The sequence below is a fragment of the Frigoribacterium sp. Leaf172 genome (assembly GCF_001424285.1).
GTDB lineage: Bacteria > Actinomycetota > Actinomycetes > Actinomycetales > Microbacteriaceae > Frigoribacterium.
This window is the reverse complement of record NZ_LMPB01000001.1, coordinates 678882-697522: the sequence shown is the minus strand read 5'-3', so window position 1 is coordinate 697522 and position 18641 is coordinate 678882. Positions and strand designations below refer to the sequence as shown.

The 18641-nt window shown below is 72.7% G+C and carries 16 protein-coding genes; 6 read left to right on the top strand and 10 right to left on the bottom strand.

From position 1 onward, the window contains the following. Positions 1 to 122: 122 nt before the first annotated feature. The 5 genes from ASF89_RS03420 to ASF89_RS03400 all read left to right on the top strand — a co-directional run bounded on the left by ASF89_RS03420 (position 123) and on the right by ASF89_RS03400 (position 3137). Positions 123 to 371, top strand: coding sequence for a hypothetical protein (locus ASF89_RS03420; protein ID WP_055800130.1), 249 nt, complete (start codon positions 123 to 125; stop codon positions 369 to 371). A 79-nt stretch (positions 372 to 450) separates the two neighbouring features. Beyond that, positions 451 to 1125, top strand: a complete 675-nt coding sequence (locus ASF89_RS03415; protein WP_055812072.1) for an NADPH-dependent F420 reductase — start codon at positions 451 to 453, stop codon at positions 1123 to 1125. 163 nt (positions 1126 to 1288) lie between these two features. Next, positions 1289 to 1708 carry a DUF1304 domain-containing protein gene (locus ASF89_RS03410; protein WP_055812068.1) on the top strand — a complete coding sequence of 140 codons (420 nt, stop codon included), beginning with the start codon at positions 1289 to 1291 and terminating at the stop codon, positions 1706 to 1708. Positions 1709 to 1807: 99 nt separating this feature from the next. After that, positions 1808 to 2683, top strand: a complete 876-nt coding sequence (gene purU, locus ASF89_RS03405) for a formyltetrahydrofolate deformylase (protein ID WP_055812065.1) — start codon at positions 1808 to 1810, stop codon at positions 2681 to 2683. A gap of 67 nt (positions 2684 to 2750) precedes the next feature. Continuing rightward, positions 2751 to 3137: a YrdB family protein gene (locus ASF89_RS03400; protein WP_055800118.1), complete on the top strand. Its 387-nt coding sequence runs from the start codon at positions 2751 to 2753 to the stop codon at positions 3135 to 3137. A gap of 10 nt (positions 3138 to 3147) precedes the next feature. On the opposite strand, the gene ASF89_RS03395 is transcribed toward ASF89_RS03400, so the two are convergent. The 4 genes from ASF89_RS03395 to ASF89_RS03380 form a co-directional block, all read right to left on the bottom strand. Next, positions 3148 to 4263 (bottom strand): M23 family metallopeptidase, encoded by a 1116-nt coding sequence (locus ASF89_RS03395; protein WP_055812061.1) that lies wholly within the window; start codon positions 4261 to 4263, stop codon positions 3148 to 3150. Positions 4264 to 4435: 172 nt separating this feature from the next. Continuing rightward, positions 4436 to 6280, bottom strand: a complete 1845-nt coding sequence (locus tag ASF89_RS03390) for an AMP-binding protein (protein WP_082489743.1) — start codon at positions 6278 to 6280, stop codon at positions 4436 to 4438. Next, on the bottom strand, positions 6280 to 8070 hold the full coding sequence (locus ASF89_RS15925; RefSeq protein ID WP_082489742.1) for a HAMP domain-containing sensor histidine kinase: 1791 nt from the start codon (positions 8068 to 8070) through the stop codon (positions 6280 to 6282). Before ASF89_RS15925 ends, ASF89_RS03390 begins: the two co-directional genes overlap by 1 nt. Continuing rightward, the gene (locus ASF89_RS03380; RefSeq protein ID WP_055812058.1) at positions 8067 to 8735 is read right to left on the bottom strand and encodes a response regulator transcription factor; all 669 of its coding nucleotides are present in this window, start codon (positions 8733 to 8735) and stop codon (positions 8067 to 8069) included. The genes ASF89_RS15925 and ASF89_RS03380 overlap by 4 nt, the downstream gene beginning before the upstream one ends. Positions 8736 to 8895: 160 nt before the next feature. Here ASF89_RS03380 and ASF89_RS03375 point away from each other — a divergent pair, with 160 nt between their 5' ends. Next, positions 8896 to 9801: a hypothetical protein gene (locus ASF89_RS03375; protein WP_055812055.1), complete on the top strand. Its 906-nt coding sequence runs from the start codon at positions 8896 to 8898 to the stop codon at positions 9799 to 9801. Between the two features lie 120 nt (positions 9802 to 9921). On the opposite strand, the gene ASF89_RS03370 is transcribed toward ASF89_RS03375, so the two are convergent. From ASF89_RS03370 to ASF89_RS03345, 6 genes are all read right to left on the bottom strand, one after another. Further along, on the bottom strand, positions 9922 to 10548 hold the full coding sequence (locus ASF89_RS03370) for an NAD(P)-dependent oxidoreductase (RefSeq protein ID WP_055812052.1): 627 nt from the start codon (positions 10546 to 10548) through the stop codon (positions 9922 to 9924). 120 nt (positions 10549 to 10668) lie between these two features. Continuing rightward, entirely contained in the window at positions 10669 to 13773 is a 3105-nt protein-coding gene (locus ASF89_RS03365; RefSeq protein ID WP_055812048.1) for a glycoside hydrolase family 38 C-terminal domain-containing protein, read from the bottom strand. A 94-nt stretch (positions 13774 to 13867) separates the two neighbouring features. Continuing rightward, positions 13868 to 14704 carry a carbohydrate ABC transporter permease gene (locus ASF89_RS03360; RefSeq protein WP_055800098.1) on the bottom strand — a complete coding sequence of 279 codons (837 nt, stop codon included), beginning with the start codon at positions 14702 to 14704 and terminating at the stop codon, positions 13868 to 13870. 2 nt (positions 14705 to 14706) lie between these two features. After that, positions 14707 to 15687 (bottom strand): carbohydrate ABC transporter permease, encoded by a 981-nt coding sequence (locus ASF89_RS03355; protein ID WP_055800094.1) that lies wholly within the window; start codon positions 15685 to 15687, stop codon positions 14707 to 14709. A 4-nt stretch (positions 15688 to 15691) separates the two neighbouring features. Then, the gene (locus tag ASF89_RS03350; protein WP_082475320.1) at positions 15692 to 17083 is read right to left on the bottom strand and encodes an extracellular solute-binding protein; all 1392 of its coding nucleotides are present in this window, start codon (positions 17081 to 17083) and stop codon (positions 15692 to 15694) included. A gap of 218 nt (positions 17084 to 17301) precedes the next feature. Next, a complete protein-coding gene (locus ASF89_RS03345) occupies positions 17302 to 18576 on the bottom strand; it encodes an ROK family transcriptional regulator (RefSeq protein ID WP_055800089.1) in 1275 nt (424 codons plus the stop codon). Between the last annotated feature and the right edge of the window lie 65 nt (positions 18577 to 18641).

Genomic DNA, 18641 nt, shown 5'->3' with positions numbered 1-18641 from the left:
GAGTCGGCGCAGAGCGAATACTGGACGGAGCACGGCACCGCCGACGCGTCCTGATCCACCGCCGCACCTCACCGCCGGAGCGGCCCGCAGGGCGGTTCGGCGCAGAGCGACAGGAGGCCGGCATGCCCACCTCGAGCCCCGTCGCCGTTCCCTCGACCCCGTGCCCCTCGTGCGGCGAGGACGCCCGCCTCGCCGCCAACCCGTACTACGGCACCGGGCTCTCGGTGCATCCGCACGTCGTCACCTGCACGCACTGCGGTCGGCTGGGGTTCGCGCCGCGAGCGGACTCCGGCCCGGCGGACGACGCCGAGGCGACGCCCGCCGTCCGCGGGCCGTGGAGGCGGCTGACCGCCTGGCTGGGAGCCGCGTGACCGGCCGGCTCCGCGCCTCCTGAGCCTCCGCTGGACGCTCGCCGACAATGGCGGGACGGGGAGGGCGTTGGCTGGGTGCATGACAACGATCGGAATCATCGGAGCAGGCAACATCGGCAGCCAGGTCGCACGCGCGGTCATCGAGCAGGGCTACGACGTCGTGATCAGCAACTCGCGCGGACCCGAGACGCTCGCCGACCTCGTCGCTGACCTCGGCCCCAAGGCGCGCGCGGCGACGGCCGAGGAGGCGGGCGAGGCAGGCGAGATCGTCGTCGTCACCGTGCCGCTGAAGAACGTGGAGCAGGTGCCCGTCGAGCCGCTCGCCGGCAAGATCGTCATCGACACGAACAACTACTACTTCGAGCGCGACGGGAACATCGCCGCCCTCGACAACGGAGTGGACACCGTCTCGCAGATGCTGCAGCGCCACCTGCCGACCAGCAAGGTCGCCAAGGGCTTCAACCACATCATGGCGAAGGACATCACGACCGACGGCGAGCCCGCCGGCACCGAGGGCCGTCGCGCCCTCGCCACCTCGAGCGACTTCGAGGAGGCCGCCGAGGCCGTGCAGCACCTCTACGACGAGCTCGGCTTCGACACGGTCAACGTCGGGCCGCTGAGCGACAGCTGGCGGGTCGAGCGCGACCAGCCCGCCTACGTCGTGTCGCAGACCCGCTCCGAGCTCGTCGAGAACCTCGCGAAGGCCACCCGCGCCACCGCGACGACCGAGCCCGCGCCGCACCCCGAGGCGTAGCGACCGAGGCGCGGCCAGCAGTCGAGACGGCTCGCCGCGCCCCACGTCAGTTCACGAGATACGCGTTTCGGGACGAGATGCCGCTGGCCCCAGCGGCGTCTCGTCCCTTTTCGCGTGGCTCTGCAGGGAGCGACCCGCTCGACCCGGCCCTAGGCTGACGCCCATGCTCATCGTCTCGCTCGTCGCCGCCTCCCTGGCCGCTCTGCTGCACGTCTACATCTTCGTGATGGAGTCCGTGCTCTGGTCGACCCCGCGCGTCCGCGCGACGTTCGGCATCGACGACGACCGGCAGCTCGAGCACACGAAGCCGATGGCCTTCAACCAGGGTTTCTACAACCTCTTCCTCGCGATCGTGACGGCCGTCGGCGTAGTTCTCCTCGCGACCAGCCGAGGAGGCGCGGGTCAGGTCGACGACGTCTCCGCCGCCGGTCTCGCCCTCCTGGTCGCGGGCACCGGCTCGATGCTCGCCGCGGCGCTCGTCCTGGCGCTGTCCGACCGCACGAAGCGGCGCGCCGCGGCGACTCAGGGGCTGTTCCCGCTCGTGACGCTCGTCGCCTTGCTCGTCTGGTCTCTCGCGCGCTGACGCGTGCGCTCCGGCGCCCGAGCTGGTGTCCGCGTTCTGCGGGCGAGCCCACCCTCTGGGCGCACATCATGGACACTCGCGCCGCACTAGCCTGGGCGGGTGACCGACGTGACCACCGCCTCCTCCCCCACCACGCACTGGACCCTGACGCTGGTCTGCCATGACCGGCCGGGCATCGTCCATGCGATCAGCGGCGCCGTGGTGCAGGCCGGCGGCAACATCACCGAGTCGGCCCAGTTCTCGAGTCACGACACGGGGACGTTCTTCATGCGGCTGCAGGTCGAGGCGCCCGGTGAACGCGCCGCGTTCGAGGCGGCGCTGGCGCCCGTGATCGCCCACTACGGCATGCAGGCGAAGCTCGACGTGGTGGGGCGTCCGATCCGCACGCTCGTGCTGGCGAGCAAGGCGGCGCACTGCGTGAACGACCTGCTGTTCCGGCAGCGCGCGGGGCAGCTGCCCGTCGAGATCCCGCTGATCCTCGCCAACCACGACGACCTCTCGGGCCTGGCCGAGTTCTACGGCAAGCGCTTCGAGCACCACCCCGTGACCGACCCCGGGTCGAAGGCCACCTTCGAGGCCCGCGTGTTGCAGGTCGTCGACCGGTACGACATCGAGCTGGTCGTGCTGGCCCGGTACATGCAGATCCTGAGCCCCGAGCTCTGCGCGGCGCTCGAGGGCCGGGCGATCAACATCCACCATTCGTTCCTGCCCGGGTTCAAGGGGGCCAACCCCTACCGCCAGGCGCACGCCCGCGGCGTGAAGCTGATCGGGGCGACGGCCCACTTCGTGACCAGCGACCTCGACGAGGGGCCGATCATCGAGCAGAACGTCGTGCGGGTCGACCACACGCGCAGCGCCCCCGAGCTGATGGCGATCGGACAGGACGAGGAGAGCCGCACGCTCACCCAGGCCGTCCGCTGGTTCGCCGAGGACCGCGTGCTGCTCGACGGGGCGCGCACCATCGTCTTCCGCTGAGGCTCGTCGCCGGCGAGGGGCCGGAAGTGCCCGCTCGGGCGACGGTGGCGAGTCGTACGCTGGGCGGATGACTCCGACCGACACCGCGCATCCCGGGCCATCGAACCGGGGACCCGCCGCGACGACGCTCGGCGTGGTGCGCTTCGCCACCGGACTCTTCGCCCTCTTCACGCTCGCGCTCTGGGGCTACCTCGCGTGGTTGTTCCCGTGGCCGGCGATCGCGTTCATGATCGGGGCTCCGTTGTTCGCGATCGTCGTGTGGGCGCTGTTCCGCGCGCCGCAGGCGATCATCGCGACCGACGCGGTGGGCAAGGCCATCGTCGAGATCGCGGTGATGGGCGCGGCGACGGCGGCGTGGTTCCAGCTCGGATACCCGATCGTCGGGGTCGTGTTCGCCCTGGTCGCGGCCGTCGTCGGCGTGCTGACGTTCCGCCGCGAGGCGCGGGCGGACTGAGCAGCAGCGCCTAGAGCGTCCGCCCGGCGTTGGCGTCGAGCCACGCCTTGGGGTCGACCTGCGTCGAACCGCCCATCAGCACCTCGAAGTGCAGGTGCTCGCCCGTGGCGACGCCGGTGCGTCCGACGAGGCCGACCAGCTCGCCGACGCCGACCTGCTGGCCGACGACCAGCGGGCTCGAGCCCGAGCGCATGTGGGCGTACATCGTGCTGACGAGTCCGCCGTCGATGACGTGGTCGATCACGACGTACGTGCCGAACTGAGCGTGGACGCCCGCGATGCGGACCGTGCCGGCGGCGACGGCACCGATCGGGGTGCCGCCTCCCGGGGTCATGTCGAGCCCCATGTGCATGCTCGAGCACGCCGCGCAGGGAGCGCTGCGGGGGCCGAAGCCCGAGCTGAGCACGACGCTGCCCGGGAACGGCCAGCGGATGTCGCCCGTGCCGCTGTTGACGATCGTGCCGCCGCCCGAGGCGACGCCGGCGGCCGCTCCGAGGGCGCCGGTCGGCGACACGGCACCGCCGGTGGTCGACTCGACGGCCTCTTCGGCGACCTCCACCACGGGCGGCGGCGGGGGCGGCGGAGGCGGCGGGTCGGTGACGCCGTACGAGTCGCGCTCGGCGACGGCCAGCACGACGAGCGACGCGGCGAGCGTCTGCCCCGTCATGGGCGCGGACGTCGACACCGGGATGCCCGAGCCGCCCAGGTCGGACGCCGACGCGGGCGTGACGTTCGACGAGAAGAACAGGGTCGCGGCGAGCAGCGCGAAGGCGGGCACGGCGGCCTCGCGGGCGCGGCGGGCCATGAAGCTCGGACGGCGGGCGGGCAGGAGGCGCGGCTCCGGTGCCGAGACCGTCCGCGTCGAGCGGACGGGGACGCGCGAGACGGCGGGCTGCTGCAGAGCGGCGGGGTGCCGTGCGGCCGAGGGCGTCGCGACGGGCGAGGGGGCCTCGGGCGGGGCGGGCGTCGCGTCGGAAGGCGTCTCGACGGCGGGCGTCGCGGGAGCCTCGACGAGCGGGGCGGGCGCGGTCGTCTCGACCCGCGCCTCCTGGGCTGCGGCGGCGCGTTCACGCGCGAGCGCCTCGCGACGGGTCAGAGGCGGAGCATCGAGCCGGGGGTCGCTCACGAGACGGACGTCGTCAGATCGGCGCAGCGGGTCACGGGTCTCCTCGGGGTGGATCGTCTGATCATAGGCAACATGCCGACGGACGGCCAGGGGCTCGGCGCATGTCGTCGACGAATCGTCAGGATCGTCCGAGCGCCACGCCGCGCCTCCTCGGACCCGCGCCTCCTCGGCCTCAGCCGCGCAGCCCGGGGAAGTCCGAGTCCCGCCACTCGCCGGCGATCCGCTCGCCCGAGACGGCGGCGTCCTCCTCGCGCTGCCGCAGCTCGACGCGGCGGATCTTGCCCGAGATGGTCTTCGGCAGCTCGTCGACGAACTCGATGCGTCGCACGCGCTCGTAGGCCGGCAGGCCCGTGCGGGCGTGCGCCAGGACGTCGCGCGCGGTGTCGGCCGACGCCTCGACCCCGGCGGCGAGGGTGACGTACGCCTTGACCACGGCCAGCCGGACGTCGTCGGGTGCGGGCACCACAGCGGACTCGGCGACGGCGGGGTGCTCGATCAGCACGCTCTCGACCTCGAACGGCGACACCTTGTAGTCGGACGACTTGAAGATGTCGTCGGTGCGACCGACGAAGGTGATCATGCCGTCGGCGTCGCGCTCGGCGACGTCGCCGGTGTGGAACAGCCCGTCGCGCATCGACGACTCGGTGCGCGCCGAGTCGCCCAGGTAGCCGGTCATCAGGTTCACGGGTCGCGTGGTCAGGTCGAGGCAGACCTCGCCCTCGTCGCCGACGACTCCCGTGACGGGGTCGACGAGCACGACGTCGACGCCGGGCAGCGCGCGCCCCATCGAGCCCGCCTTGATCGTGCCGCCCGGGGCGTTGGCGATGATGGCCGTCGTCTCGGTCTGGCCGTAGCCGTCGCGGATGTCGAGACCCCAGCCCTGCTGGACGCGGCCGATCACCTCGGGGTTGAGGGGTTCGCCCGCGGACAGCGCCTCGCGCAGGGCGCGGGGCCGTTCGCCGAGCGACGACTGGATCAGCATGCGCCACACGGTGGGAGGCGCGCAGAACGACGTGACGGCGGCGCGCTCGAGCTGATCGCGCAGCTCGGCGGGACGGAACCGCCCGTAGTTGTAGACGAAGACGGTGGCCTCGGCGGTCCACGGGGCGAAGAAGCAGCTCCAGGCGTGCTTGCCCCAACCGGGCGACGAGATGGTCATGTGCACGTCGCCGGGGCGGACGCCGAGCCAGTACGTCGTACTGAGGTGCCCCACCGGATACGAGGCGTGCGAGTGCACGACCATCTTCGGCTTGCTGGTCGTGCCCGAGGTGAAGTAGACGAGGCAGGGGTCGTCGGTCGCGGTGACGACGTCGGGTCGCACCGAGGAGGCGCGGTGCGAGTCCGCGAAGTCCGTCCAGCCCTCCGGGGCGGAGCCGCCCGACGGAACGACGGCGATGCGGGTGACGCCCTCGACGCCGTCGATCCCCTCGAAGGCGGCCGCGTCGGAGGCATTCGCGACGACGTGGCGAACGAGCCCGCGCTCGATGCGGTCGGCGAGATCGGCGGTGCCGAGCACGGTCGACGTCGGCAGGATGACGGCGCCGATCTTCATGACGGCGAGCATCGCCTCCCACAGCTCGACCTGGTTGCCGAGCATCAGCATGACGTGGTCGCCGCGCGCGACGCCGAGACCGTGCAGCCACGACGCGACCTGGTCGCTGCGACGGCGCATGGCGTCGAACGTGATGCGCTGCTCGGAGCCGTCCTCCTCGACGAGCCAGAGGGCGATGCTCTCGTTGTCGCGCGCCATCACGTCGAACCAGTCGACGGCCCAGTTGAACCGATCGCCGACGTCGGGCCACCGGAACTCGGAGCCCGCACGGTCGAGGTCGCGCCCGAGGTCGAGCAGGTGGTCGCGCGCCGCACGGAATGCCGTCGTCGCGGATGACTCGGCGGGCGGTTCGGTCGCCGGAGCGGCATCGGGTGCGGTGGCGGGTGCGGGTGCGGGTGCGGGTGCGGGTGCGCCGGAGGGTGCGGTGCGGGGTGCGTCGGAGGCTTCGGGTGTCTGCGCGGGCATCACGCCATCATGCTCCTCGACGCATTCTGGCCGCGGCATGAGTCTCGAGACGCGAGCGGCGCCGTGCCGCCGACCGGCAGGGTCAGCACGAAGACGGCGCCTCCGGGGAGCCCGGTGTCCGGTCCGGGCTCGACGCAGACGAGATCGCCGCCGTGCGCCCGCGCGAGACCCCGCGCGATCGGGAGTCCGAGACCCGCGCCTCCGTCGCCCGACCGCCGAGCGACGTCGAGACGGACGAGTCGCTCGAACACCCGCTCGCGGTCCGCGCCCGGCACGCCGGGCCCGTCGTCGCGGACGGTCACCGTGACCGTCCCGGTTCCGCTCTCGTTCCCGGACCCGGACCCGGTCCCGGTCCCGGCCTCACGTCGGGCCTCGCTCTCGCCCGACCGGCCCTCCCCGCCTCCGACCCCCTCGATCTCGACGGTGACGCGGCCCGTGCCGCCGGTCGCACGGGCGGCGTTGTCGAGCAGGTTGCCGACGATCTGCGAGATCCGCCCCGCATCCACGGCGGCGAGCACCGGTGCCGACCCGGACCCAGGCCCGGACCCCGACCCGGACCCCGATCCCGATCCGGCAGCGCCCGAGACCGTCCCGACCCCCGCCTCCGCGCGCACCACCCGCAGGTCGAGACCCGGCCGCCGCACGCGGAGCCGCTCGGCGTCGGCGCGGACGATCGCCTCGACGTCGACGACCTCGAGGTCGAGCTCGACGCCGCGGTCGACGCGCGCCATGAGCAGCATGTCGTCGATCAGGCGCGAGGCGCGCTCCGCCTCGCGCACCACGTGCACCGCCAGCCGCTCGCGGTCGGCGTCCGACGGGGGCGAGCGCACCAGGGTGTCGGCGGCGGCGCGCATGCCCGCCACCGGGGTCCGCAGCTCGTGCGCGGCGTCCGACACGAACGCCCGCACGCGACTCTCCGCCTCGAGGGCCGTCCGCTCGGCCCCCTCCACCCCGTCGAGCATCTCGTCGAAGGCCAGCGCGACCCGTCCGATCTCGGTGTCGCGTCGCGCCGGGCGCAGCCGTCGGCCGCGGTCGCCCGAGGCGATCGACCGGGCCACCGCCGTCATGCGGTCGAGCGGCCGCAGCGTCGCCCGGACGACGAGCGCGAGACCGGCCGCGGCCACGAGCAGGAACGCCGCCGACGCGCCGAGCATCACCCAGCGCAGCTGGGTCAGGGTCTCGCCCACCGACCGGGAGTCCGTCGACAGGGTGATGGTCGATCCGTCGCTCAGCCGCGAGACGAGGGTGGTGACCTCGTCGTCCGACGAGACCTCGGACGACGAGACGGCGACCGCCGAGGAGGAGCGGGTCGTGTCGTCCGCGCCGGCCGCGTCGTCGACGGGAGCGGTCGACGCGTCGGACCCCGCGCCTCCTCGGTCCGGTCCCTGGCCGGGCCCGCCGAGCGGTCCGTCGGAGCCGAGGGCGGGCGGCCCGGCGCGGAGCTGCTCGGGGCTGGGGCCGGCGACGATCTCGCCGCCGTCGGCGTCCTCGATGACCACCGAGAGGCCCTGCGCGGACAGGCGCTCGGCGAGCTCGTCGCCGTCCACCGTGCCGACGAGCGACGCGGCGGCCGCGGCCCGGTCGGTCAGCCGGTCGACGACCTGCGCCCGGAGACGCTGGCCGAGGGTCAGCTCGACGGTCACGGCGAGCGCACCGAGCAGCACGGTCAGGAGCAGGAGCACCGCGACGACGGTGCGGACGCGCAGCGACCCGGTGCGGAGCCCCGGCGACCCGGTCTCGACGACGGGCGCCGCGCCTCCGGACGCTCGTCGGGGGTGAGGGGCCCTCACGCGCTCATCCGGTACCCGAGCCCGCGGACCGTGTGGATGAGTCGCGGCCCGGAGCCCTCCATCTTGCGACGCAGCGCGCTGAGGTGCACCTCGACCAGATTGGGGTCGTAGTCGTCGTAGCCCCACACCTGCGTGAGGATCTGCGTCTTCGAGACGGTGCGCCCGCGGCTCTCGGCGAGGAACCCCAGCAGACGGAACTCGGTCGCCGTGAGATCGAGCGGGCGGCCCCCGCGGGTGCTGCGCGCCGCATCGGGGTCGACCACGAGATCGCCGATCTCGATCACCGACGGGATCCGGCCCCGACGGCGCAGAACGGCCGTGACGCGGGCGATCAGCTCGGCGACGGCGAACGGCTTGACGATGTAGTCGTCGACACCCTCGGCGAAGCCCCGCAGGCGGTCGTCGACCTCGTCGCGGGCGGTGAGCATGACGACCGCGGCATCCGAGGAGGTGCGGATCACCGCCGCGAGCCGGATCCCGGGTGCGCCGGGCAGCATCCAGTCGAGCACGACGAGATCGGGCACGAACGACCCGAGCACGTCGGCGAGAGCACCGCCGTCGGCGAGACCCCGCGTGGTGAAGCCCTCGGCGTCGAGCGCGGCGAGGACGGCGGTGCGGATGGTCTCGTCGTCGTCGACGACGAGGATGCGGGCGGGGCTGAGCATCCGGCGACGCTAAGCGGCCCGCGTATGAACCGGCTATGGGCGGGCTGGCAGTCCGGTGGGGCATCCGACCGGTCGACGGAGCTTAAGTCGTGCTTCAGAAACGGCTCCGAGAGTGGTGTCAGCCGGCGGGATCCCGTCGGCGACACGAGCAGGAGACATCATGACGAACGACCGCACACCCGACGACGACCGCTTCGACGCCCGCTTCGATCGCCCCGCCGGTTCTGGTGCCGGCGGTTCCGGTTCCGCCGGTTCCGGTGCCGGCGGTTCCGGTGCCGGTTCCGCCGCCGGCGCCGGCGGTTCCGCCGACCGGACTCCGGCCGACGACCAGGCGACCCGCGAGCTGCCGATGACCGCCGCGGGGGCCGGCGACGCCCGAGCCGCAGCCGCTGACGCTCCCTCCTCCGCATCCGCCGCGACGACCGCCCGTCGCCGGCCGACCAGGAGACTGCTGATGGGCGTCGGCATCGCCGCCGCCGGACTCGCCCTCGTCGGCACGAGCACCGCCGTCGCGGTCTCGAACGCCGACCGCCCGGCGAGCGCCTCGACCTCCGACTCGGCGGAGGGCGGCACCGGCGGAGCGACGGGGTCCGACGGGTCGAGCGGGTCGGACGGGTCGGAGCCGACGACGGGCGAGACCGGACCGGCCGACGGCGTGATGCCGACCGCCCCGGCGGCGCCCGGCTCCGAGTCCGGCGCACCCGAGGCCCCCGACGCCGACGGCACCGCTCCGACGCCCGGCGACTGCGGCCCGGCGGCCGACGGCGGTCCCGGCGCCGGAGGCCCGCTCGCCGAGGGCGGCCCGGCGAAGGGCGGCCCGGTGAAGAGCGGCCCGGCAGAAGGCGGCGCGACGGAAGGCGGCCCGACAGAGGGCGGCCCGGCAGCGGACGGCCCGGCAGCGGACGGCCCGGCGAAGGGCGGCCCGGCGGAGGCGCCGGCACCCCCTCGCGCCGAGGGCCCGGCCGAGGGCGACGACGACGCGACCCGCCCGGCTCCGCCCACGGGTGAGCCGACCGCACCGACCGAGACGCCCTCCGCCGACTCCGAGACCGGTTCGGGCTCCTGACCCTGGTGAGGGCCCGTCGCTCACCAGGCGGCGAGTCCGTCGCGCGCAGCGTCGGTCGGCCGCTCAGCCCCGGGCGCGCGGCGCATCCTCCGCGTCCGGGTCGGTGACGGGAGGCGCAGGTCAGCCCTGCGAGCCCGTCACGACCGCGGTTCGCCGCGACCAGGTGTCGTCGCCGAGCTGGGCCATCATGAAGCGCGCGACGTCGGCACGGGCGACCTTCGTCGAGGCGCCGGCGGGCAGCCGCTCGGCGACGACGAGGTCGCCGGTCGCGGGGCCGTCGGTGAGACGGGTGGGGTAGACGAGGGTCCAGTCGAGGTCGCTCGCGCGGACCTCGGCGTCGGCCACCTCCTTGGCGGCGTAGACGCGGCCGAGGACGCTGTGGAAGAACATCTTCTGCATGGCCCCGGCGTCCCGCTGGCTGTCGCCGACGCCGAAGGCCGAGCACACGATCAGCCGGCCGACCCCGGCCTCGGCGAGCGCGGGCAGCAGCACCCGACCGACCTCGAGCTCGACCGGCATCCGGAAGTTGCGCGAGCCCACCGCGTTGAGCACCACGTCGCGTCCTGCGACGGCCTCGGCCATGTGCGAGGGCGTCGTGGCGTCGCCGACCACCACGTCGACCTCGTCGCTCGTCTCGAGAGCGGTGGCGTCGCGCACGAGCACCCTCACGTCGTGACCTGCGGCGACGGAGGCGCGGAGGAGGTGGGAGCCGACGCCCCCGGTGGCGCCGAGCAGCAGGACCTTCACGAGGGCTCCTAGGGTCTGGAGGGGCGGTTCCGGTCGTCGAGACCAGAAGGACGATCCAACTCCCCCCGCCTGCCAGCTCCCCCCGGCCCCGCCGCCAACGGACAGCGGCGGGGCCGGCGACTAGGCCCGGGACACGCGCAGCGTGACGATCTCGAAGGGTCGCAGCGTCAGCTGGATCGGGGTCCCGGCGCCCCACCGGCCGGACTCGGCCGTGCCCTCGCCGAGAGCGCGTTCGATGAGGTCGGTCCGCCAGGCGTCGCCCAGCCCGCTGGCGGCGTCGAGCGTCACGGTGGTCGTCGCGCGACCACCGCGGGCCTCGTAGAGCCGCACGATCAGGTCGCCCGAGCGGTCCTCGGCGAGCTTGACCGCCTCGACCAGCACGGCGGGCGACGACGACGTGACGATCGGCGCCACGTGCGCCCCGGCGACCCCGGGCACCCGGCGCACGGGCAGGTTCAGCCGGTAGCCGGCCGTCGCGGCGTCGAGGACGTCGGGGGCGACGCGCACCGACGAGCGGAGCACGTGCCGCCCCTGGTCGGCGTGGGGGTCGGGGAACGTCGGCGCCCGCAGGAGCGACTGCCGCACGAGGGTGGTCGTGCCGCCGTCGCCGCCCTCGTCGGCCGTGCGCGTGGTGCGGGTGATGTCGTGCCCGTACGTGGCGTCGTTCGCGATGGCGACGCCGAAGCCGGGCTCGGCCACGTGCACCCAGCGGTGGGCGACCGTCTCGAAGCGCGCGAAGTCCCACGAGGTGTTGACGTGCGTCGGCCGCTGCACGTGACCGAACTGCACCTCGCTGGCCGCCCGGTCGGCGTGCACGTCGAGCGGGAACGCGAGCTTCAGCAGCTTCTGGCGCTCGTGCCAGTCGATGTCGCTCTCGACGTGCAGCTCGGCCTCGCCGTCGTCGAGCCACCAGCGCTGCTTGATCGTCGAGTCGCCGAACCGTCGGGTGACGACGAGGGCTCCCCCGTCGGCGACGACGGACTCCGCCTCGACGAGATCGGTGCGGACGTTGCGGTAGGCGGCGTCGACGTCCCAGGCGTCCCACTGGTTCGGGGTGTCGCGGAACAGCTGGAGCAGACCGAGACGCGAGCCGGGAGCGACCAGATCGCGACCGCTGGCGGCGTCGACCAGCGAGGCGACCAGCCCGTCGCGATCGAACTCCGCCCGCACGCGGCCGTTGTCGAGCACCCAGCCGTCGCCCGAGGCGACCGGGGCGATCGTCCCGACCCCCGCCTCCTGGGCCGCGCCCTCGGTCGTGCCCGCGAGCGCGGCCACCCCCGCCGCGGTGACCGGCCCGGCGTTGAAGGTCACCGTCGTCGACCCGTCCGCCTCGGCGGAGGCCCCACCGGCACCGGCACCCGCGAGCGCCCGCTGAGCCGCGCCGATGATCGCCTCGAGCTCGGCGGCCACGCGGGCGTACTGGCGCTCGGCCTCGTGATGCACCCAGGCGATCGACGAGCCCGGCAGGATGTCGTGGAACTGCTGCAGCAGGACGACGTGCCAGATCTGCTCGAGCGCGTCGTAGGGGTAGTCGACGAGCCCGCGGGCGGCGGCGGTGGCGCTCCACAGCTCGGCCTCGCGCAGCAGGTGCTCGCTGCGGCGGTTGCCCTGCTTCGTGCGAGCCTGCGATGTGTAGGTGCCGCGGTGGAATTCGAGGTACATCTCGCCCGACCAGACGGCGGGGTCGGTCAGCTCCGCACGGGCCTCGGCGAAGAACGAGGCCGGGGTCCCGACGCGGACGCGGGGCGAACCCTCGAGGTCCCGGGCCCGGTGGGCCGCCGCCATCATCTCGCGGGTCGGGCCGCCGCCGCCGTCGCCCCAGCCGAAGGGGACGATCGAGACGTTGGAGAAGCCCTTCTCGGCGTACCCGCGCTCGGCGTGGGCGAGCTCGGCCGGCGAGAGGTCGGAGTTGTAGGTGTCGACCGGGGGGAAGTGCGTGAAGACGCGGCTGCCGTCGATCCCCTCCCAGAGGAACGTGTGGTGCGGCATGCGGTTGGTCTCGTTCCAGGACTCCTTCTGCGTGAAGAACGAGCTGGCGCCGGCCGCTCGGGCGATCTGAGGCATCGCCCCGGTGTAGCCGAACGAGTCGGGCAGCCACACCTCGTCGTTGTCGATGCCGAACTCGCGGAGGAAGAACCCCTTGCCCGCGACGAACTGCCGGGCGAGGGCCTCGCCGCCGGGCATGTTCGTGTCGGACTCGACCCACATGCCGCCGACGGGCACGAACCGCCCCTCGGCGACCTTCTCGCGCACCCGAGCGTAGAGCTCGGGGTAGCGCTCCTTCAGCCAGGCGTACTGCTGCGCGCTCGACGCGGCGAAGACGAAGTCCGGGTCGTCGTCCATCAGGGCGACGACGTTCGAGAAGGTGCGGGCGACCTTCCGCTGGGTCTCGCGGACGGGCCACAGCCAGGCCGAGTCGATGTGGGCGTGTCCGGTGGCGACGACCCGGTGCGCGCTGGCAGCGGCGGGCGAGGCCAGCACCGCGGCGAGCGCCTCGCGCCCGGCGCCGGCCGACCCGGCGACGTCGTCGTGGTCGACGACGTCGCACAGGCGGTCGAGCGCGCGGAGGATCTCGTGGCGGCGGGGCGAGCCGAGGTCGAGGGTCCGCATGAGCCCGAGCAGGGTCCACACGTCGCGATCGAGTTCGGCGACGACGTCGTCGCGTTCGGTCAGATCGACCCGCCGCAGGGCGTAGATCGGCTGGTCGCCCGCCGTCGCCGGGTCGCCGAGGGGGGTCACGCCGTGGAAGTCGTCGCCGCCGATGTCGGGGTTCGACGCCGCCTCGATGTACAGATCGATGGGGCTGCCCGCGGTGATGCCCGAGCCGACCGAGGCGAGCGGCACGTAGCCGTTGTACGGCTCGATGGCCTTGACGATGGTGCCGTCGGGCCGCCAGACCAGCCCCTCGGCCTGGAACCCCGGCTGACGGATGCTGAACCCGAGGTCGACGACCAGCTCGATCGAGGTCGACGGGTCGTCGCCGAACCCCTCGGGCACGGTGCCCGTGACGTGGAACCAGGTCGTGCCCCAGGGGCGGCTCCACGCCTGACCGGCGGCGAACGGCGAGAAGGTCTGCCCCACGGCGTCGGCGAACGGGACCGGCTCGCCCGGGGCCTCCCACGCGGTGAGGGTCAGCGGCACCGCGCGGCGGTAGACCGCCGGGACGATGCGGTCGCGGACGAATCGGTCGATGCGTGCCTCGACGAGGGCGGTGTTGTCGTGCATGGGGATCAGTCTCCTGACGGGCGCGCCGCGGCGCGCGATGGGGCGGTCGTCCTGTGGATCGAGAGGAAGCGGGGCGGGGTGGGGAGGAGGCGCGTCATCCCTTGACGGCGCCGGCCAGGGCGTTCGAGCCGCCGAGCGTCCGCGAGACGAGCACGTAGAGCGCGATCACGGGCACCGAGTAGACGAGCGAGAAGGCGGCGAGCTGGCCGTAGGCGACCGACCCGTACTGGCCGAAGAAGTTGAAGATGCTCACGGCGGCGGGCTGCTTGTCGGGGCTGAGGAGGAGCACGAACGGCACGAAGAAGTTCCCCCAGGCCTGGATGAACACGAAGATGAACACCACCGCGATGCCGGGCCGCATGAGCGGCACGACGATGCGGGTGAGGGTCGAGAACATCGACGCGCCGTCGGTCCAGGCGGCCTCCTCGAGCGAGATCGGCACGCTGTCCATGAAGTTCTTCGCCATCCAGATCGCCATCGGCAGGCTCGTCGCGGCCAGGAAGAACACCGTGCCGCCGACCGAGTCGATCAGGTTGAGCGAGACGAACAGGCTGTAGACGGGCACCATCATCGCCGTGATGGGCAGCCCGGTGCCGAACAGGATGCCGTAGAGGAACGGCTTGTTGATCCGCATGCGGTACCGCGAGAGCGGATAGGCGGCGAGGATCGCGACGACGACCGTCACGAGCGCGCAACCGCCCGAGACGATGAGGCTGTTCATCAGGGGGATGAACGAGATCTCCGGGGTCAGCACCGCGGTGAAGTTGTCGAGCGTGAACTCCGTCGGCACCTTCGCCGACAGGGTCGCCGACGGGTCGAACGAGGCCAGCAGCAGCCAGACGAGGGGGACGGCGAAGCAGATCGCGATGACGATCAGCACGACGTTCGAGACGGCCTTCATGCTGCGGCCGCTGGGTGAGGTCATGGCCATGGTCAGTCGACCTCCGGTTTCAGGGCCCTGATGTAGATGATCGAGAAGACGGCGCCGACGAGCAGCATGATGGTCGCGATGGCGGTGCCGAAGCCGAGCTGCGAGAACTGGAAGGCCTCCTGGTACGCGAGGATCGGCAGCGTCGTGCTGTTGGTGCCGGGGCCGCCGCCCGTCATCACGTAGATGAGGGTGAAGACCGACAGGGTCTGCAGCGTCGTCAGCATGAGGTTCGTCGAGATGCTGCGGCGGATGACCGGCAGCGTGATGAAGACGAGCCGCTGCCAGCCGGTGGCCCCGTCGACCTCGGCGGACTCCGTGATCTCGGGCGGCACCTCCTGGACGGCCGCCGAGTAGACGAGCATCGAGAACGCGGCGCCGCGCCAGACGTTGGCGAGGATCACCGACAGCATCGGCAGCTCGTACAGCCAGTTCGCCCCGGTCACGCCGAACCACGACAGCACCGTGTTCAGGGTGCCCGAGTCGTTGAAGAACGCGTACGCGGCGAAGGCGGCGACGATCTCGGGCAGCACCCACGCGGCGATCACGAACGTGCCGACGACCGAGCGGACGACCCGGTGGCCGTTCCGCATGAGCAGGGCCAGGCCGAGCCCGACGAGGTTCTGCCCGATGACGGCCGAGAAGAAGACGAAGGCGAGTGTCAGCAGCACCGACTTCGGGAAGTCGGGGTCGACGAAGAGGTCGGTGTAGTTCTGGAACCCGACGAACTGCGCGCCGCCGGCGGCGTAGCCGGTGAGCGACGCGTCGGTGAACGAGCCGTAGAGGCTCGAGATGACGGGCCCGAGCAGGAAGAGCGCGAGCAGCACCATCGCCGGCACGAGCGGCAGGGTGCGGGCGCCGGTGCGGAGGGCGCGCGCCTTGGCGGCTCCGGCCCGACGACCGGGCTTCTCGCCCTTCGGTCCCGGCCCGGGGGCCCCCGGCCGGTCGCCTCCGCGACCGACCGGGGTGGGGGCGATGGTCGCCATGCGGCTAGTCCGTCGCCTTCTGCGTCTCGTCCTCGCCGACGATCCCGACCAGCTGCTCGTCGAACGCGGCCGCCGCCTCCTCGGGGCTCTGCTGTCCCGTCATGACGGCCTCCATGGCCACGGTGATCTCGTTCGAGATGCGGCTGTAGTCGGTCGTCGCGGGGCGGAAGTGCGTCACGGGCACGATCGACGAGAAGAACTCGAAGGTCGGGTTGCTGCTGACGTACTCGGGGTCCTCGGCGACGTCGCTCCGCACGGCGATCTGGCTGGCGGCGATGTCGTAGCTCTGCGAGCCCTCCTTGTCGAGGGCGTCGGCGATGAACTCGAACGCCTTGTCGGGGTTCTTCGTGTTGGCGCCGACCGCGAGGGTCCAGCCGCCCGACATGCTCGTCGCGCCGGGCTCGTCGCCGTCCTGGGTGGGCATGGGCGCCTGACCCATCACATCGTTCCACTCGGGCCACGGGTTGGTGCCCGTCTCGAGCCACGTGCCGCTCAACCACGATCCGTCGAGGTCGATGGCGAGCTTGCCCTGGGGCAGCCATTCGCCGGCGACGATGGTGCCGATGTTGGTGTCCAGCGCCTCCTCGGGCTTCGGGCCGACGCCGCCCTGGTAGACGTCCTCGATGAAGCCGAGCGAGTCGACGAAGCCCTGCGAGTCGGTCAGCCACTTGCCCGACTCGTCGTCGTAGAGGGTGCCGGTCGGCGTGCCGTAGAGCAGCATCTCGAAGCCCTGCATCGTGGCGCCCTCGCCCTGCGGCTTGCCCGAGTAGACGTTGATCGGCACGACGTCCGGCAGCTTCTCCTTGACGGTGTCGGCGGCGTCGAGGACGTCCTGCCAGGTCTTCGGCTCCCACGGCACGGGCAGCCCGGCCTGGGCGAAGAGGTCCTTGTTGTACCAGAGGGCCCGCGTGTCGGTGCCCATGGGGATCCCGTAGGTCTTGCCGTCCTCACCGACGCCGGCCTGCTTGGCGTTGTCGTAGAACATGTCCCAGTCGTCCCACGACTCGGTGTACTCGTCGAGGGGCAGCAGGTAGCCGGCGGCCGCGTCGCTCTTGACCTTGAAGGTGTCCTCGTACATGACGTCGGGGGCGGTGGCGGCCGACCGGTTCATCAGGGCGAGCTTCGTGAAGTAGTCGTCGTTCTGCGCCGCGATCGGCACGAACTCGACCTTCATGCCGGGGTTGGCCTCTTCGAAGGTCTTCGCCGTCTCCTTCATGTGGGCGTCCATCTGGGTGAACGTCCCGAACTTCTGGTACGCGACCTTGATGGTGTCGGAGTCGCCGCTGCCGGCTCCCCCTCCTGCGCAGCCCGAGGCCATCAGCGCTGTGGCGACCGCTGCTGCGGCGACGGCCAGTGCGCGACGGCGCCCTCTGGCCGAGGTGAACGTGCGTGACATGGTGCTCCTTTGCTCCATCCGCGACGACGCCGGGCAACTCCGTCCGGCCGCGATGCAATTACTACATCGTATGGAGTAACTCGTGTCAAGAGCGGATCAGGTGACGATTCCGTCACGGGCCAGACCGAGGAGGCGCGGGTCGGCACCCGAAGGAGGCGCGCCTCCCGCAGTCGCCGACCCGCACCTCCCGCCCCTCCTCCGACCGGATCAGGCTTTGATCAGGCCGTGATCAGGAGGGCCGCGGGCCGCGGAGAGAACGTCTGGTCGAGCACGAGGCAGGCCGCGCCGACGGCCGCCACGTCGACGCCGATCGACGACTCGACGAGGTTCACGGGGTGCTTGGCGATGAGGGCCGGGTCGTCGCGCAGCGCCGCCGGCAGCACATCGAGCACGTGCCGCGACAACGGCGCCCAGAACGGTCCGCCGAACACGATCTCGTCGAGGTCGAGCAGGTTGACCACCGTGACGAGCGCCCGGGCGAGGTGCCGACCGGCGCCGTGCAGCACGCCGAGCGCCCCCGGGTCGCCGGCGTCGGCCTTCGCGACGAGCGCGCGGAACGCCTCGTCGATGCGTCGCATGTCGACCGCGTCGCCGCTCGTCGCGGCCTCGACCAGCGCCTCCTCCGAGACGTCGCCCCGCGTCAGCACGCCGGAGGCCTCGGCCTCGCGCACGAGCCCGTGCGGGGTGATGAGCTCGCCGACGCAGCCGATCCGACCGCAGGTGCAGCGGTGACCCTGGTGGTCGACCATCACGTGGCCGGTGTCGCCCGCGTTGGCGCTCGCACCCCGCAGCACGTCGCGTCCGAGCACGAGCCCGGTGCCGTAGCCGGTGCCGTAGTACACGAAGGCGAAGTCGCTCCGCCCGCCGCTCGCCCCGTCGCTCAGCCACAGCTCGGCGACGGCGCAGGCGGTGACGTCCTTCTCGAGGAGCACGGGCAGGCCCGTCGCCTCGCTGAGAGCGCGGCGCAGCGGAACGTGCCGCCAGAGCGGCATCATCGGCGGATCGAGCACGAGACCGGGGCCGATGTCGACGGGGCCGGGCGACGCGATGCCCACCCCGAGCAGCAGCTCGCGGTCGACCCCGCTGTCAACGATGAGGCGGTCGATGGCGCGCGCCATCAGGGCCACCACCTCGTCGGGCTCGGACGCCGACGGGGTCAGCTCACGGGAGTCCACCACGATGGCGCCCTCGAGGTCGAGCAGCACGAAGGTCAGCACCGCCGGGTCGATGTGGACGCCGACGGCGAACCGGCCCCGCGCCTCCAGCTGCAGCATCGTCCGGGGCTTGCCGGGGCCGCTGATCACGGTGCCGCTCTCGCGGATCAGCCCGGCGTCGATCAGGCGACGCGACACCCCGGTCACGGCCTGCGGGCTGAGCCCCGTGCGTGCCGCGATCTCGGTGCGGCTCAGCCCCGCCGACTCGCGGCGGACCGCGTCGAGCACCACGGATCGGTTGAAGCCGCCGATCGCCGGAAGGTTCGTCCCTCGGTTCATTCTCGTCATCATCCACGACCGCGGGGTTCTCCGCCCGCCGGGGCCCGTGCGCGTCGGCCTCTGCA

Bases quoted from the DNA above. Each gene is read 5' to 3' on its own strand.
- ASF89_RS03350 (WP_082475320.1), bottom strand. From the start codon at position 17,083: ATGTCACGCACGTTCACCTCGGCCAGAGGGCGCCGTCGCGCACTGGCC.
- ASF89_RS03415 (WP_055812072.1), top strand. From the start codon at position 451: ATGACAACGATCGGAATCATCGGAGCAGGCAACATCGGCAGCCAGGTC.
- ASF89_RS03360 (WP_055800098.1), bottom strand. From the start codon at position 14,704: ATGGCCATGACCTCACCCAGCGGCCGCAGCATGAAGGCCGTCTCGAAC.
- ASF89_RS03375 (WP_055812055.1), top strand. From the start codon at position 8,896: ATGACGAACGACCGCACACCCGACGACGACCGCTTCGACGCCCGCTTC.
- ASF89_RS03345 (WP_055800089.1), bottom strand. From the start codon at position 18,576: ATGAACCGAGGGACGAACCTTCCGGCGATCGGCGGCTTCAACCGATCC.
- ASF89_RS03400 (WP_055800118.1), top strand. From the start codon at position 2,751: ATGACTCCGACCGACACCGCGCATCCCGGGCCATCGAACCGGGGACCC.
- ASF89_RS03390 (WP_082489743.1), bottom strand. From the start codon at position 6,280: ATGCCCGCGCAGACACCCGAAGCCTCCGACGCACCCCGCACCGCACCC.
- ASF89_RS03355 (WP_055800094.1), bottom strand. From the start codon at position 15,687: ATGGCGACCATCGCCCCCACCCCGGTCGGTCGCGGAGGCGACCGGCCG.
- ASF89_RS03365 (WP_055812048.1), bottom strand. From the start codon at position 13,773: ATGCACGACAACACCGCCCTCGTCGAGGCACGCATCGACCGATTCGTC.
- ASF89_RS03420 (WP_055800130.1), top strand. From the start codon at position 123: ATGCCCACCTCGAGCCCCGTCGCCGTTCCCTCGACCCCGTGCCCCTCG.
- ASF89_RS03410 (WP_055812068.1), top strand. From the start codon at position 1,289: ATGCTCATCGTCTCGCTCGTCGCCGCCTCCCTGGCCGCTCTGCTGCAC.
- ASF89_RS03380 (WP_055812058.1), bottom strand. From the start codon at position 8,735: ATGCTCAGCCCCGCCCGCATCCTCGTCGTCGACGACGACGAGACCATC.